The 15576-nt window shown below is 71.5% G+C and carries 14 protein-coding genes; 4 read left to right on the top strand and 10 right to left on the bottom strand.

From position 1 onward, the window contains the following. Positions 1 to 12 precede the first annotated feature (12 nt). The 3 genes from FBY22_RS35090 to FBY22_RS35080 all read left to right on the top strand — a co-directional run bounded on the left by FBY22_RS35090 (position 13) and on the right by FBY22_RS35080 (position 3371). Positions 13 to 900 carry a pyridoxamine 5'-phosphate oxidase family protein gene (locus FBY22_RS35090; protein WP_142151994.1) on the top strand — a complete coding sequence of 296 codons (888 nt, stop codon included), beginning with the start codon at positions 13 to 15 and terminating at the stop codon, positions 898 to 900. A gap of 9 nt (positions 901 to 909) precedes the next feature. Then, positions 910 to 1368: an NUDIX hydrolase gene (locus FBY22_RS35085; protein ID WP_142151993.1), complete on the top strand. Its 459-nt coding sequence runs from the start codon at positions 910 to 912 to the stop codon at positions 1366 to 1368. Positions 1369 to 1613: 245 nt separating this feature from the next. Continuing rightward, positions 1614 to 3371 (top strand): TIGR03767 family metallophosphoesterase, encoded by a 1758-nt coding sequence (locus FBY22_RS35080; RefSeq protein ID WP_142151992.1) that lies wholly within the window; start codon positions 1614 to 1616, stop codon positions 3369 to 3371. Between the two features lie 86 nt (positions 3372 to 3457). On the opposite strand, the gene FBY22_RS35075 is transcribed toward FBY22_RS35080, so the two are convergent. Both FBY22_RS35075 and pepN read right to left on the bottom strand, forming a co-directional pair. Continuing rightward, positions 3458 to 4504: a hypothetical protein gene (locus FBY22_RS35075; protein WP_142151991.1), complete on the bottom strand. Its 1047-nt coding sequence runs from the start codon at positions 4502 to 4504 to the stop codon at positions 3458 to 3460. 207 nt (positions 4505 to 4711) lie between these two features. Beyond that, positions 4712 to 7291 carry an aminopeptidase N gene (gene pepN / locus FBY22_RS35070; RefSeq protein WP_142151990.1) on the bottom strand — a complete coding sequence of 860 codons (2580 nt, stop codon included), beginning with the start codon at positions 7289 to 7291 and terminating at the stop codon, positions 4712 to 4714. A gap of 145 nt (positions 7292 to 7436) precedes the next feature. Between pepN and FBY22_RS35065 the strand changes: the two genes are divergently transcribed. Further along, a complete protein-coding gene (locus FBY22_RS35065; RefSeq protein WP_142151989.1) occupies positions 7437 to 8099 on the top strand; it encodes a DsbA family protein in 663 nt (220 codons plus the stop codon). Positions 8100 to 8106: 7 nt separating this feature from the next. Here the strand turns inward: FBY22_RS35065 and FBY22_RS35060 are convergent, their stop codons facing one another. From FBY22_RS35060 to FBY22_RS35025, 8 genes are all read right to left on the bottom strand, one after another. After that, positions 8107 to 8313 (bottom strand): hypothetical protein, encoded by a 207-nt coding sequence (locus FBY22_RS35060; RefSeq protein WP_142151988.1) that lies wholly within the window; start codon positions 8311 to 8313, stop codon positions 8107 to 8109. A 91-nt stretch (positions 8314 to 8404) separates the two neighbouring features. Beyond that, positions 8405 to 9832 (bottom strand): FGGY-family carbohydrate kinase, encoded by a 1428-nt coding sequence (locus tag FBY22_RS35055; RefSeq protein ID WP_142151987.1) that lies wholly within the window; start codon positions 9830 to 9832, stop codon positions 8405 to 8407. Between the two features lie 13 nt (positions 9833 to 9845). Further along, entirely contained in the window at positions 9846 to 10868 is a 1023-nt protein-coding gene (locus tag FBY22_RS35050; protein ID WP_142151986.1) for a 2-hydroxyacid dehydrogenase, read from the bottom strand. Beyond that, complete coding sequence (locus tag FBY22_RS35045; protein ID WP_142151985.1) at positions 10865 to 11944, bottom strand: ABC transporter ATP-binding protein; 1080 nt, start codon at positions 11942 to 11944, stop codon at positions 10865 to 10867. The genes FBY22_RS35050 and FBY22_RS35045 overlap by 4 nt, the downstream gene beginning before the upstream one ends. After that, positions 11922 to 12788 carry a DeoR/GlpR family DNA-binding transcription regulator gene (locus FBY22_RS35040; protein ID WP_260845258.1) on the bottom strand — a complete coding sequence of 289 codons (867 nt, stop codon included), beginning with the start codon at positions 12786 to 12788 and terminating at the stop codon, positions 11922 to 11924. The genes FBY22_RS35045 and FBY22_RS35040 overlap by 23 nt, the downstream gene beginning before the upstream one ends. Continuing rightward, entirely contained in the window at positions 12785 to 13870 is a 1086-nt protein-coding gene (locus tag FBY22_RS35035; RefSeq protein ID WP_142151984.1) for an ABC transporter ATP-binding protein, read from the bottom strand. Before FBY22_RS35035 ends, FBY22_RS35040 begins: the two co-directional genes overlap by 4 nt. Next, positions 13867 to 14697, bottom strand: a complete 831-nt coding sequence (locus FBY22_RS35030) for a carbohydrate ABC transporter permease (RefSeq protein ID WP_142151983.1) — start codon at positions 14695 to 14697, stop codon at positions 13867 to 13869. The genes FBY22_RS35035 and FBY22_RS35030 overlap by 4 nt, the downstream gene beginning before the upstream one ends. Continuing rightward, entirely contained in the window at positions 14694 to 15575 is an 882-nt protein-coding gene (locus FBY22_RS35025; RefSeq protein WP_142151982.1) for a carbohydrate ABC transporter permease, read from the bottom strand. Before FBY22_RS35025 ends, FBY22_RS35030 begins: the two co-directional genes overlap by 4 nt. Between the last annotated feature and the right edge of the window lies 1 nt (position 15576).

Raw genomic sequence — 15576 nt, 5'->3', positions numbered from 1 at the left:
GTGACGGCGCTCATGGACGTGTATCACGAGGGCGCGCGGGCGCTGCAGGACCGGCTCGGCGTCAGGGACACCGCCGACCACGTGGGCCGGATGGTGGGGGAGGGCGTCAAGCCGGTGGCGGCGGCCTTCCTGGAGCTGCAACCGCTGCTGGTGCTGGGCGCGGCGGACCCGGCCACGGGCCGCGTCTGGGCCTCGCCGCTGACGGGCGCCCCCGGGTTCGTCCGGGCGACGGACCCCCACCGGATGTCGGTGACCGGCGCGGTACGCCCCGACGACCCGCTGGCCCTGGCGTCCGCGACCCCGGGCACGCCCGTGGGCACCATCGCCCTGGACCCGCGCACCCGCCGCCGTATGCGCCTCAACGGCCGGCTCCGGCCGACGGCGAGGGGGTTCGCGGTCACGGCGGAGAGGGTCTTCTCCAACTGCCCCAAGTACATCCAGCGGCGACGGTCGTACGAGGTGGTGGACGGCCGCGCGCCGGGACGCCCCCGCGTCGGAACGGAACTGACCGACCGCCAGCGGGAGTTCATCGCCGCGGCGGACACCTTCTTCCTGGCCACCCTCGGCCCGGGAGGCGTGGAGGTCAGCCACCGCGGCGGCAACCCGGGCTTCGTCCGGGCCACTTCGCCCAGTGAACTGACCTGGCGGGACTACCCCGGCAACAACATGTTCCTGACCCTCGGCAACATCGAGGCCGACCCCCGGGCCGGACTCCTCTTCCTCGACTGGACGACGGGCACCACCCTGCAACTGACCGGCGAGGCACGGACGGTGTTCGGGCCCGACGGGGAACGCGGGGTGCGTTTCACGACGGAGGAGGCCGTCGAGACGGAGACCGCGCTCCCGCTGCGCTGGTCCGCGCCGGAATACTCACCTGCCATTCCGCCGCGATCGGGCTAACTTCCCTCTGTGCGACACAAATTGAGGGTGGCGGCCTACGCCGTGTGCGTCCGCGACGACCGACTCCTGCTGGCCCGCGGGACCGGTGACGACGGCCGCCCCGAGTGGACAATGCCGGGCGGCGGCATGGAACACGGGGAGGACCCCTACGACACCGTCCTGCGGGAGGTCGAGGAGGAGACCGGCTACCTGATCGAGGTCACCGGTCTCCTCGGCGTCCACACCAACCGCTTCCGCATGCCCCGCCGCCTCGGCCGCACCATCGACCACCAGGGCCTCCGCCTGGTCTACGAGGGCCGCGTCACCGGCGGCGACCTGCGGCACGAGATCGGCGGCTCCACCGACATGGCCGCCTGGCATCCGCTGGCCGACGTGACCGGGCTGAACCGGGTCCGGCTGGTGGACGTCGCACTGACGCTGTGGCGGGAGCGGCCGGTCACGGGACACGCGACGCCGAGCACTCCGTGACACCCGCGGAACACCTCCCCTACCCCGGAAGATGAACACGGAGCGACCGGTCCCGGGCCGTGCGACGAGCACCCGTGAACGCGCGGGGTGCCCGAAGATCCACGTACGGTGATCGGCGTTGCCCGTTGCGGTCTCGTTCACGCACAGGTCATCCCCGGTGCCAAGCATCCAGAGCGAGCGGGTCGTTCGCGCGAGCGAAAACCCGCGACCACTGCCGACGCGTCCGCACTCGGGGAGATCGCGCCATGTCGCGCACACGCTCTGTCGCCGCCAGCACTCCGGCGCTCAACCGCCGTACCGTCCTCGCCGCCACCGGCGCGGCAGCCGTCTCCGCGGGCGTCGGCTTCGCCCTGCGGCCCACCGGCAGCCAGGCTGCCGCCGCCACCCAGGCCGACCAGGCGGTCGTGGCACAGTCCCGCCGGGCCGCGGCCGCGCCCCTCGCCCCGTACACCAGGGGCACCACCCTCGCGAGCGTCGCCGCCCCGCGCACCGGCACGCCGTACCGCCGCCTCGGCGACGGCCCCGGCTGGAGCCGCGTGGTGCGCGGGGAACTCGCCGCCGCCAAGTCCGGCCGGGCCGGCCGCCGTACCGCGCTCGCCGCCTTCGTGCAGCTCACCGACCTGCACCTGATCGACGCCCAGCACCCGATGCGGCTGGAGTACCTGCGCTCCACCGACCCGCACGCCTGGCGCCCGCACGAGGCGCTGACCGTGCAGGGCGCCGTCTCCCTCGTGGAGCGGATCAACGCGCTGCGCGGCGCCCCGGTCACCGGCTCGCCGCTGCACTTCGCCATGACGACCGGCGACAACACCGACAACAACTCCAGGACCGAGCTGGAGTGGTTCCTCACCATCATGAGCGGCGGCCGGATCACCCCGAACTCCGGTGACCCGCGCCACTACGAGGGCGTCCAGAACAGCGGTCTCAAGCTGTACTGGCAGCCCGACTCGGCGGTCCGCGACGGCGACAAGCAGCTCGGCTTCCCGCACCTCGCCGGCTTCCTCGCCGCCGCCACCCGCGAGGTGCGCAGCCCCGGCCTGAACCTGCCGTGGTACTCCACCGTCGGCAACCACGACGCCATGCCGCTGGGCTGCTACGGCCACGGCGACTCCTGGCTCGCCGAGTACGCCGTCGGCGGCAGGAAGCTCATGTCGCTGTCCGCGTCCGAGGCGAAGAAGCTCCAGGACCACATCAAGAACGGCAACGACCCCAAGGGCCACGCCTTCCGGGACCTGCTGAAGGCCCACGCCCGCGACATGCGCCCGGTCACCGCGGACGACCGGCGCGCCCCCTACACCCCGGCCGACTACCTCAAGGCCCACCTCGACCCCGCCCACCGTGGTCCGGGCCCGGTCGGCCACGGCTACTCCTCCGCCAACCTCGCGGCCGGCACCCAGTACTACACCTTCCGCATCGCCGACGACGTCATCGGCATCAGCATCGACACCACCGACCCCGGCGGCCACTACGAAGGGTCCATCGGGACGGCCCAGTTGAACTGGCTGGACAGGCAACTGCGGGACAACAAGGACTCGTACGCGATCGTCTTCAGCCACCACACCAGCAAGACGATGACGAACACGGGCCACGCCGACCCCGCCCGGCCCGACGAGCGCCGCCACAACGGCCAGGAGGTCCTCGCCCTGCTCGCCCGCCACGCCAACGTGCTGGCCTGGGTCAACGGCCACATCCACCGCAACGACATCACCCCGCACGCGGCCTCGGGCGGACGCTCCTTCTGGGAGATCTCCACCGCCTCGCACGTCGACTTCCCGCAACTCGCCCGCGTGATCGAGATCGCCGACAACAAGGACGGCACGATCTCCCTGTTCACCACCCTGGTGGAGTCCGCGGCCCCGCACCGCACCGACTTCACCGACCTCACCCAGACCGGTCTGGCGGCTCTCTACCGGGAGCTGTCCTACAACGCCCCGGGCGCCAACAAGACCCTCGGCGGCGCCGCCGGCGACCGCAACACGGAACTCGTCCTCAAGAAGGGCTGACCCGAGGATCGCCCACGCCGGCATCCGAGGAGGGGTCGCCCGGCCACCGCCGGCGGCCCCTCCTCTCCTGGTACCGGCCCGCTCCGTCACTGGCGGGGCAGCACCACGACATACGCGGCCGGGTCCCGGTCGCCGGACGCCATCAGGGCCGTACGGACCACCGTCGCCTGCTGCTCCATGGTGTCCCGCAGCTTCTTCGGGGTGATGTGGACGACCGTGATCCCGAGCCGCTCCAGGGTCTCCCGTTTGCGGGCGCACTCCGACCACATCGCCTCCTCGTCCTGGCGGGGGGCGCGGGTGTCCAGCTCCATGGCCACCGCCTGCTCCGGCCAGTAGGCGTCCAGGCCCCCGAGGTGCGGGCCGCCGGGCAGGCGCAGATCGACGTTCCAGACCGGGTCGGGCAGGCCGTACTCCCGGACCATGCGGTACAGGCGGTCCTCCGCGATGGCGCGCCCCTCCGCGAGCAACGAGTCCACCGCGTCCAGCACATGCGGCCGGCTCAACACCTTGGCGTTTTTCAACTCCCTCACCACCGCGCCCGGTTCGCAGTGACCGCGCACCGCCTCGGTCAGCAGCCGGTGCACATCGCCCGCGTCCGCCAGCTCGGACACCGCGTCGGCCAGCGCGCGCGGGACCGGTGCGACGGGAACTCCCGCCACCGCCTGGGGAGTCGGCAGGGCCGGTGTGCGCACGATCCGCGCGCAGCCCGTCGAGTGCAGCCGGCGCAGCCGGGGCACCAGGACGTCGATCTTCTCGATCGACGGCAGCGGGGGCGCGGACGTGAAGCCGTGCAGGGTCAGGGCCGCGAGCCCCGTGATCATCGCCTCCGCGTACACCGAGCGGCGCTGGTCGTCCGCGCCCGGCTGGGCGGGCACGCCGGGGGCCGACTCCCGGGCCGCGTACGTCAGCACCGCGTGCAGCCGCTCCTCGCTGGTCGGCGGTCCCGCGTGGAGCAGGAAGACACCCGGAAGGAACTGCTGCCAGGGGCCGCCGGCGCGGCACTGCTCGTTCATCTCCGCCGACGTCACGCCCTGCGCGCGCAGCTGCGCCGTGGTCAGTACGCGGTGGTGCACCTCGGACAGGCTGCGGAGGGTGCGGGGGGAAGCCGGGGGGAGTGGCGTGTTGTGGTTCATGGCGAGCAGGTTCCCGCGCCTGGCGCCCCCCTTAACCGCTGTTACACGCCCGTCGACAAATACAGACAAGGCCGCACTAAAGGACGGGTGTTCGGATGCCGAGTAGGCACGAGAAACCCCTGGTCCGTTGGGGTGCGGACCAGGGGTTACGGCTGTGATTGCCTGGATTCCGTAACGGTCACCAAGTGGGCAAGCTCAGGCCAACGGTCAGCTCTCGTCCGCCGCCGCGTCGCATGCCTGTCCGCGCAGCGACCGCGCCAGGTCGTCCCGCGCCTCCAGCACCAGCCTGCGCAGGGCGGGCGCGGCCTGTTCGTGGGCGGCGAGCCAGGCGTCCGTCGCGTCCAGCGTGGCCTGCGAGTCCTGCAACGCCGGGAACAGACCGCGCACCACGTCCATGCCGATCTGGATCGACCGCTCCCCCCACACCCGCTCGATCGCCTCGAAGTACTTCGACGCGTACGGCGCGGTCAGCTCCCGCTGCGAGGGCTGGTCGAAGCCCGTGATCGTCGCCTCCACCAGCGCGTTGGACAGCGCGTCCGACTCCACCACCTGCGCCCACGCCTGCGCCTTCACCGCCTTGGAGGGCCGCGCCGCAAGGCAGCGCACCTGGTGCCGCTTGCCGGACGCGGTGTCGTCGCGGGCCAGCTCGGCGGCCAGGACCGTCTCGTCCGCGACGCCGTGCGCCGCCAGCGGCTCCAGGAACGCCCAGCGCAGCTCCTGGTCGACCTCGAGCCCGTCGATCTTCTCGGTGCCCTCCAGCAGCGCCCGCAGCAGCCGCAGATCCTCCGGCGCCGACGCCACCGTCGCCAGGAACCGCGCCCACGCCAGCTGCTGCTCGCCGCCCGGTCCGGCCGCCCGCAGCTCCCGCAGCGCGCCCTCGGCCAGCAGCAGCCCACCCGTCTCGCGCCACCCCGGGGCCACGTAGTGGACCAGCGCCGAGTTCGCCCACGCGTGCAGCATCTGCAGCACGCCGATGTCCGACTCGCGCCCCGAGAAACGCAGCACGATCCCGATGAACTCGCGGGCCGGCAGCAGCGCGTCCCGGGTCATGTTCCACAGCGCCGACCAGCACAGGGCACGGGCCAGCGGGTCCGTCATCGCGCCCAGGTGCTCGCGCAGCGTCGCCAGCGAGGTCTCGTCGAAGCGGATCTTGCAGTACGTCAGGTCGTCGTCGTTGACCAGCACCAGCTCCGGCGCCTCGGCGCCCGCCAGCTCCGACACGACCGTCCGCGCGCCGTCGACGTCCACCTCGGCGCGCGCGTACCGCTCCAGCGCGCCCTCGGTGTCGCGCCGGTACAGGCCCACCGCCACCCGGTGCGGCCGCAGCTCGGGGTGCGACTCCGCCGCCTCCTGGACGACGGCCAGTTCGTCGACCCTGCCCTCCGCGTCGAGCAGCACCTGCGGCGTCAGCGAGTTGACGCCGGCCGTCTGCAGCCACGAGCGCGCCCACGCCCCCATGTCCCGGCCGCTGGTCTCGCCCAGCACCGACAGCAGGTCGCCCAGGCGCGTGTTGCCGTACGCGTGCCGCTTGAAGTAGCGCCGCGCACCCTCCAGGAACGCGTCCTGGCCGACGTACGCCACCAGCTGCTTGAGCACCGACGCGCCCTTGGCGTAGGTGATGCCGTCGAAGTTGAGCTTGGCGTCCTGCAGGTCGCGGATGTCGGCGGTGATCGGGTGCGTGGAGGGGAGCTGGTCCGCGCGGTAGGCCCACGCCTTGCGGCGGTTGGCGAAGGTGATCCAGGCGTCCTTGAACCGGGTCGCGCCCACGTTGGCCAACGTGCCCATGAAGTCCGCGAAGGACTCCTTCAGCCACAGGTCGTCCCACCACACCATGGTGACCAGGTCGCCGAACCACATGTGTGCCATCTCGTGCAGGATGACGTTGGCCCGGCCCTCGTAGGAGGACCGGGTCACCTTGCCGCGGAAGATGTACTCCTCGCGGAAGGTCACCAGCCCCGGGTTCTCCATCGCGCCGAGGTTGTACTCGGGCACGAACGCCTGGTCGTACTTGCCGAAGGGGTACGGGTAGTCGAAGTGCTCGTGGAAGAAGTCCAGGCCCTGCTTGGTGACGAGGAAGACGTCGTCGGCGTCGAAGTAGGGGGCGAGACCCTTGCGGCACATCGCGCCGAGCGGGATGTCCAGGCGCGTGCCGTCGGGGAGGGTGCGCGAGTAGGAGTCCGTGACGTAGTGGTACGGCCCCGCCACGACGCAGGTGATGTACGTCGAGATCGGCTTCGTCTCCGCGAACCGCCAGACGCCGTCGGTGAGTTCGCCGGCGCCGTTGCTCCACACCGTCCAGCCCTCCGGTGCCCGCACCTCGAAGCGGAACGGCGCCTTGAGGTCCGGCTGCTCGAAGCCCGCGAAGACGCGGCGCGAGTCGGCCGGCTCGTACTGGGTGTAGAGGTAGACCTCGCCGTCCTCGGGGTCGACGAAGCGGTGCATGCCCTCGCCGGTCCGGGAATAGGCGCACCGCGCGTCCACGACGAGCTCGTTCTCCGCGGCGAGGTCCTCCAGGAGGACGCGGGAGCCGTCGAAGACCTGACCCGGGTCGAGGTCCTTGCCGTTGAGTGAGACGGACGTCACACTCGGTGCGATCAGGTCGGCGAAGGTGGTGGCGCCGGGCTCATTGCAGCGGAACCGGATCGTGGTGACCGAGCGGAAGGTGCGCGGCTCCGCGTCCGCCTCGCCCACCGCCGACCGCAGGTCCAGGGACACCTCGTACCCGTCGACGGACAGCAGGGCGGCCCGCTCCCGGGCCTCGTCACGGGTCAGATTCTCACCGGGCACGGGCGGTACTCCCTCGACAGGTGTTCGGTATGTGGACACGATGTTCAGCTGATCCTGCCATGCGCCCTCGACGGCGGGCACCCGGGAATGGGGACGGCACGTTCCGTCGTTGGTGGTTGAACTGAACACTTTTCCTAGGAGAGTCATGTCCGAGACCGCGAGCACGTCCGCGAAGACCCCTGTCGACTTCTGGTTCGACCCGCTGTGCCCCTGGGCCTGGATGACCTCCCGGTGGGTGCTCGAGGTGGAGAAGGTCCGCGACATAGAGGTCCGCTGGAACATCATGAGCCTCGCCGTGCTCAACGAGGACAAGCTCGACCAGCTGCCCGAGGAGTACCGGGAGATGCTGGCCACCAAGGCGTGGAAGCCGGTGCGCGTGGTGACCGCCGCGTGGCAGAAGCATGGCGCGGACGTCCTCGGCCCGCTCTACACCGCGCTCGGCACCCGCATCCACAACAACGGCGAGGGCCCGACCGTCGAGGCGATCGCCGGCGCCCTCGCCGACGTCGGCCTGCCCGCCGACCTCATCGACTACGCCGACCAGGAGGACTTCGAGTTCGACGCCGAACTGCGCGCCTCCCACAAGGAGGGCATCGAGAAGGTCGGCCAGGAGGTCGGCACCCCCGTCATCGCCGTCCCCGGCGCCGACGGCGAGCAGATCGCCTTCTTCGGCCCGGTCGTCACCCCGGCCCCCAAGGGCGAGGAGGCCGCCCGCCTCTGGGACGGCACCCTCGCGGTCGCCTCGGTCCCCGGCTTCTACGAGATCAAGCGCACCCGCACGAAGGGCCCGGACTTCAGCAACCTGTGACCTCGCCCTAGCTCTTGCCGGGCTCGGGGAACTTGGCGCCGTCGGTCCAGTCCCCCCGCCGCTGGTAGCGGCGGCAGCCCTCGCGGGTGCAGACCAGGTAGGAGCCCAGGCGGGTGTGGTTCGGTGTGTGCCGCCGGACGTACTCCCGTTCCGCCGCGGTGGGCGGGCGGAAGTCCTCGTAGGTCCCGCAGTCGTGGCATCGCCAGGACTCCATGCGTCCCCCTCCGGTTCCCGATGAAGGCTCGGTGACCGCCTCCGGCCCTGCGAGCGTAGGTTCTCGCAGGGCCGGTAGGGTACGCCCGGAATCAGTCCCTTCGCGCCCGTTTCCGCGCCTGCGCCAGCCTCGCCAGGTGGTCCTCGAACTCCTTCGCGTAGTACGCCGCCCGTGCCGGGTCCGGTTTCACGATCGTCGTCGGTTCGGTCCACGCCGCGCTGTCGAGTTCCACCCCGTACCGCGCGGCCGCCGCCAGTACCGCGCCGCGGGCGCCCACTTCGCCCTCGACCACCCGCAGCGGGCGACCCAGGACGTCCGCCAGCAGCCGCATCCACGCCGGACTGCGGGTGCCGCCCCCGCAGACGGCCAGCGTGCCCTTCAGGCCGGCGGCCCGCAGGCAGTGCCGGGCCGCGAAGCCGATGCCCTCGCAGGTCGCGCGGATCAGGTCGGCCTTCGTCGACTCCAGTGACACTCCAGTCAGCTCGGCGCGCAGCCGGGGTTCCACGAACGGCGCCCGCTCGCCGGACGGGGCGAAGTACGGCAGGACCCGCACCCCATGCGCCCCCGGCGGGGTCTCGGCCAGCAGCGCGTCGACCTCCTCGTGGCGGACGCCGGTCGTGGTCAGCACCCAGTCCAGCGCCGCCGTACCGACCATCGCCGGCATCGCGCGCAGCCAGTGGCCGGGACGGTCGGTGCTGATGTACAGGCCGGCCGGCTCACCCGTCAGGTCCAGATCGGTCGTCGCGACCAGACCGGCCAGACAGGTGCCGACGATCAGCAGACCGTCGCCGGGGGACGTCACCCCGGCGCCGAGCGCACAGGACGGCAGGTCGTACGGGCCGTTCGCCAGCCGGGTGCCGGCCGGCAGCCCCTCGCGGGCCTCGGCGGTGGCGATCGGGTCGCTGACGGGGGCGAGCAGACCCCGGCGGTGGGTGAGACCGAGGAGCTCGACGACCCGGTTGTCGTAGGCACGGGTGCGCGGGTCCAGGAACGGCATCGAGGCGTCCGACACGTCCGTCGTGGGCCGGGAGCGGCCGGTCAGCCGCTGGAACACCATGTCCTTGCAGTAGACGGCCGCCCGCGCCGAGTCCAGTGCCTTCGGCTCGTGGCTGTCCAGCCAGGCCAGCAGCGGACCCGGGCAGCCCGGGAACATCGCGCTGCCGGTACGCCGGAACACCGTCTCGAAGGTGCCGTCCGCCAGCCACCGGTCGACCAGTTCATGGGCCCGCCCGTCCATCCAGGAGGCGGCGGCGCGCACCGGCCGCCCGTCGCCGTCGACCAGCCAGACGCCGTCGCCCTGACCGGTCAGGCCGGCCAGGACGACGGGTCCGGGAAGACGCGAGGTGAGTTCTGCGAGCACGGTCAGGACCGCGGAGTACACCTCCTCCATGTCCTGTTCGACGACGCCCCCGTGCAGTGCCAGCCCCACCGGGCGGGCCGCCACCTCCAGTTGGCGCCCCTCGTCGTCGAACGCGGCGGCCTTCACCATGGACGTGCCCACATCGATACCGACGTACATCTCGCCTCCCGGGTCAGGTCAGACAGTGCGCCAGCGGCTCCCCGCGCACCCAGCGCCCCACTTCCCCCGCGGCGATCCGCGCCGCCTTCTCCGCGACGGCGCGCGAGGCACCGCCCAGGTGCGGGGTCAGCACGACGCGCTCGGCCAGCGCGTGCAGCCGTGAGTCCGCCGGCAGCGGCTCCGTCGCGTACGTGTCCAGGGCCGCCGCCGACAGCCGTCCGCTCTCCAGCGCGTCGCACAGCGCGTCCTCGTCCAGCAGCGGCCCGCGCGCCACGTTCACCACCACCGCGCCCTCGGGCAGCAGCGCCAGCTCACGGGCGCCGACCAGGCCCCGGGTCTCGGGGGTGAGCCGGGCGTGCAGGGTGATCACCCGGGAGCGGCGCAGGAGTTCGTCGAGGGAGTGCACGCGCAGGCCGTGGATCTCGCCCCGCACATAGGGGTCGTGGACCATCACCTGCGCGCCGAACGCGCACAGCGCCCGGGCGACCCGGCTGCCGACGGCGCCGTAGCCGACGAGACCGACGGGCAGGTCCTCCAGTTCCAGGCCGCTGTGCTCGTAGGTGTAGTACGCCGCCCCCTGCCAACTGCCCCGCCCGGCGAGCAGGTTGTGCGCCTGGGGGATGCGGCGCAGGGCCGACAGCATCAGGCCGACGGTGAACTCCGCGGTTGCGGCGGCGTTGCGGCCGGGGGAGAAACAGACGCGGACGTCGTGCCGCTTGGCCGCGTCCAGGTTGACGTTCACCGGCCCGCCCCGGCAGACCACGACGAGGCGCAGGTCGGGGCAGGCGTCCAGGACGCGTTCGGTCACCGGCCCCATCTGGGTGACCAGCACCTGGGTGTGCTCCAGCGCCTCGATCAGCTCGTCCTCGGCGTCGCTCGCCTCGGTCACCTCCGCCACCGGGCCGAAGGGCTCCAGCGGCCAGCCGAGCGTCAGTTCGGTCACCTCGCAGGGCAGTTCGTCGCCGATCGCCGTCCTGATCAGCGACGGCAGGATGAAGTGGTCGCCGGCCGCCAGGACACGTACGTGTTCGCTCATCGCAGGGAGTCTCCCGTCTCGGCGTCGAAGACATGGGTGAGGCGCGCGTCGGCGGTGACCCGGACGGACTCGTCGTGGGCCAGCCGCACCTCGGGGCCGGTGAGGACGACCAGGGGGCGTTCGACGCCGGGCAGGGCGAGGGTGGCGATCCCCGCCTCCAGCAGCGGCTCATGGGCCACGACCCGGGCGGGCAGTCCCTCGTCGCCGGTCAGGCTCAGGTCCTCGGGGCGGATCCCGACGACGATCTCGCGGCCGGGCGGGACGAGCACGGGGAGCGCCACGCGCACCGAGCCGGACAGGCGGGCGCGGGCGTCCTCCTCCGCGATGCCGGGCAGCAGGTTGATCGCGGGTTCGCCGACGAAGTCCGCCACGAAGACGTTCGCGGGGCTGTCGTAGATCTCGTACGGGGTGCCGAGCTGCTGGATCACGCCGTCCTTCATCACCGCGATGCGGTCGGCGAGGGACAGCGCCTCCTCCTGGTCGTGGGTGACGAGGATGGTGGTGTGGCCCAGGTCCCGCTGGATGCGTTTGAGTTCGCGGCGCGTGGTGTCGCGCTGGGCCGCGTCCAGGTGGGAGAGGGGCTCGTCGAGGAGGAGGACGTCCGGTTCGCGGATCAGGGCGCGGGCCAGACAGACGCGCTGCTTCTGGCCGCTGGAGAGGGTCGCCGGGTGGGCGTCGAGGAGGGGCGTGAGATCGACCCGGGCGGCCATGTCCGCGACCTTGCGGGCCACTTCACCGCGGTCGCTGCCCCGGCGGGCCCGCAGGCCGAACGCCAGGTTCTCCGCCACGGTGAGGGGCGGGTAGAGGGCGTAGTTCTCGAAGGCGACGCCGATGTTGCGGGCCTGCGCGGGGATCGTGGTCACGGACTTCCCGGCCACCAGGATGTCCCCGTCGGTCACCGTCTCCAGGCCGGCGATCATGCGCAGGGTCGTCGACTTGCCGCAGCCCGAGGGGCCGAGGAGGCCGAGGAGTTCCCCGGAGCGCAGGGTCAGGTCGAGGCCGCGCACGGCGGTGACGGGCGGCCGGCCCCGGGAGCGGTAGGTCTTGCGCAGATCACGTAGTTCCAGTTCGGTCATCTCCGCCCCCTCCTTTGTGGCTCGCGCGCCCCTGCGGCTCGCTCGCTGGAACCGTCGCGCAGACTTCGTAGGTGACCTTGTGCTCGTCCAGGTCCCGCAGCGCCTCGGGCGACGCCCCGTCGTCGACCAGCAGCAGGTCGAAGCGGGACAGCGGAACGACCCGGTGCAGGGCCGTCCGGGCCAGCTTGGTGTGGTCGATCAGCAGGACGCTGCGGGCCGCCGAGTCGAGCATCGCCCGCTTCACCGACACGATGTGCTGCTCCTGGTGGTAGGCGTAACCCCCGTGCACGGCCGACGTGGAGGCGAAGCAGACGTCCACCCGCAGGGACTCGACCGCCTCCACGCAGGAGACGCCGAGGAAGGAGGAGTGCAGGGGGTCGTAGTCGCCGCCCAGGGCCATCAGATGGATGCCCCGCTGGTCGGACAGGAGGTTGATCGCCTGGAGGAAGTTGGTGACGACCGTGAGCGGGGTGATCTCACCGTTGCGCAGGCGGCGGGCTATCTCCAGGGTCGTCGTGGAGTCGTCCAGCATGATCGCCATGCCGGGCTCTATGAGGGCGAGCGCGCGGTCGGCGAGCGCCGCCTTCTCGGCGCGCATGGTCTTCAGGCGGTACTCGACGTTGGACTCGAACACCCCGGACGGCTGGGCCGTCACCCCGCCCCTGAACTTCCTTACGATTCCCTGCCGTTCGAGTTCGTCGAGGTCGCGGTGGATGGTCATCAGGCTCACCCCGAACCGCTCGGCGAGCTCGGCCGCCGTCGCCGAGCCCTCGGCCAGGACCTGTTCGGCCATGGCGGCCTGGCGGGCGGCGGGGCCCTGCTGTGCACCGGTGCTGCTGCTCATCGTTTCCCGATCCGTCGTCCTGGGCCCTTGGGCCCGTCGGCCTCGAACAGCAGCAGGTTCTCAGGCCGCACCGTCAGCCGTACCGGATCGTCGGGCCGCAGGCCGGCCGTGTCGCCGCGCGGGGCGACCAGCGAGACGTGCTGCCCGCCCAGCCGGACGGTGACCTCGACCGACCGGCCGAGCACCTCGGTGACGTACACGGTGCCGGTGAGCTCGTGGCCGGGCGCGGTGAGGGAGAGGTCGCGCGGGCGCACGCCGACCAGGACCCGCGTGCCTGCGGGGGCCGCCACGCGGACGGGCAGCTCCACCTTCCCGTCCGGCGACCGGAAGCCGCCGTCCTCGGTGACCTTCCCCGGCAGCAGGTTGATCCGCGGCCGGCCGAAGGCCCGGGCCACCTCGGTGTCGTGGGGCTCGTACCAGATCTCCTCACGGGTCCCCGTCTGGACGATCCGTCCGTCTCGGATCACTCCCGTCCGGTCGCCGAGGGCCAGGGCCTCGACCGAGTCGTGGGTGACGTAGAGGGTGGTGGTGCGCTGGACGGCCCCGATCGCCTTCAGTTCGGCGCGCATCTGCTGGCGCAGCTTGGCGTCCAGGTGGGAGAGGGGTTCGTCGAGCAGGAAGGCGCGGGCGGGGCGGACCAGGACCCGGCCGAGGGCGACCCGCTGCCGCTGGCCGTTGGAGAGCAGGCCGACGGGACGGTCCAGCAGGGCGCCGATGCCGAGGAGTTCGGCGATGGCGTGGACGCGGTCGCGGGCCTCGGCGGCGGGCAGGCGGTGACGGGGGGAGCGGAGCGGGGAGGCGAGGTTGTCGTAGGCCGACTTGTGCGGGTAGAGGGCGTAGCTCTCGAAGCACATCGCCACGCCCCGGTCGTAGGGCTCGACGCCCGCCATGTCCTCGCCGTCGATCAGGACCGTGCCGGAGTCGGGGTGTTCGAGGCCGGCGACCGTCTTGAGGGTGGTGGTCTTCCCGGCGCCGGAAGGACCCAGGAGGCAGAAGAACTCCCCTTCCCGGACGTCGAGTTCGAGTCCGTCGAGGGCGGTCACCGGGCCGTACGCCTTGCTGATCCCGCGCAGCCCGATCACGACTTCACCGCCCCGAAGGACAGGCCCCGCACCAGATAGCGCTGGATGGTCAGGGCGAGCAGCAGCGGCGGTACGACCGAGACCAGGGCCGCCGCGGCCGTGAGGTTGTACTTGGGGCGGTCACCGCCCAGGAAGGACAGCGCGCCGACGGTCACCGTCTGGGCCTCGTTGGAAGTGAGGATCAGCGGGAAGACGAAGTTGTTCCAGGCGAAGATGAAGGCCAGCAGCGACACGGCCGCGACGCCCGGCTTGACCAGCGGCAGCGCCACCTTGAAGAAGGCCTGCTTGCGTGTGTAGCCGTCCAGCAGGGCCGCCTGCTCCAGCTCCGGTGTCAGGTCGGCGAAGTAGGACCGCATGATCCACACGATGAGGGGGAGCGTGACCAGTTGCAGGACCCAGATCATGCCGACGTACGTGTCGAACAGTCCGAGCCTCTGGTAGAGCACGAACAGCGGGATGATCACCGTCAGTTCGGGTGCGAAGCGGAATGAGAGCAGCGTGAACATCAGGTTCTCGGAACCCTTGAACCGCCAGCGGGCAGAGGCGTAGGCGGCGGGCAGTCCGACGAGCAGGGACAGCGCGACCGCGCCCACCGACACCACCAGGCTGTTGACGAAGAACCGCACGAACGGGATGCCCTCGCTGTCACCGAGCACCGTCCGGTAGGAGCCGAGGGTGGGGGTGAAGGAGAAGTACGTGCTGAAGAGCTCATTCGCGGGTTTGAGGGACAGGATCACCATCCAGGCGATCGGGAACAGCGCGAAGACGAAGTAGAGGATGAGGGCCGCGTCCGCGAGCAGGCCCGACAGGCGTTTCCTGGTGGTCATTTGGCCTCGGCCGCCTTTCGCTGGATCCGGCCCAGGTGCTTCACCAGCACCATCGCTGCGAGGTACACCACGGCCCACAGCACGATCGTGTAGCTGATGCCGAAGCTGTAGCGCTGGAAGCGGATGGCCTCCAGGTACGCGCGGATCTGCAGGACCACCGTGGAGTCGCCGGGGCCGCCCTCGGTCAGGGCGTAGATGATGTCGAAGACCTTCAGCGAGTCCATGAACCGGAAGATCACCGCGACCAGCACGTACGGCCACAGCATGGGCAGCGTCAGCCGTCGGAAGGTGTACCACCAACCCGCGCCGTCCACGGCCGCCGCCTCGAACGGGGAGGTGGGCAGCGACCGCAGACCGGCGAGGGCGAGGATCGCCACGAACGGGGTGTAGACCCAGACGTCCACGGCGATCGACGAGAGCAGCGCGCCGGTCGGGGTGTCCGTCCACTGAACTCCCCCCAGCCCGAAGGGTTTCAGCAGATGGTTCACCACCCCCACCGACGGCTGGAGCATCAGCTTCCACATGATCGCCGCGATCACCGGGGCGATCATCAGCGGCAGGATGAGGATCTTCTCCAGCACCCGGCCGACGAGCGAGGAGCGGTGCAGCAGCAGGGCGACGGACACCCCGAGCACGGTCTCGGCGGCCGCGGCCCCGACCGCGTACAGCACCGTCACCCATGCGGAGTTCCAGAAGGCGTCCTGGGTGAAGACGGTCTCGTAGTTGTGCAGCCGCACCATGTCGGGCTGCGGCTTGCTCGCCGAGAAGTCGAAGAGGGTGTAGTAGAGGCCGAGTCCGAAGGGGTAGAGGATCCCGCAGGTCAGCAGCAGTGCGGGCACGATCAGGACGTACGGGCGCAGGGTGAGCCGCCGGCCCATG

The organism is Streptomyces sp. SLBN-31 (genome assembly GCF_006715395.1).
Classification (GTDB): Bacteria; Actinomycetota; Actinomycetes; order Streptomycetales; family Streptomycetaceae; genus Streptomyces.
Note: the sequence above shows the minus strand (reverse complement) of the source record. Positions and strands in the feature narration are given on the sequence as shown.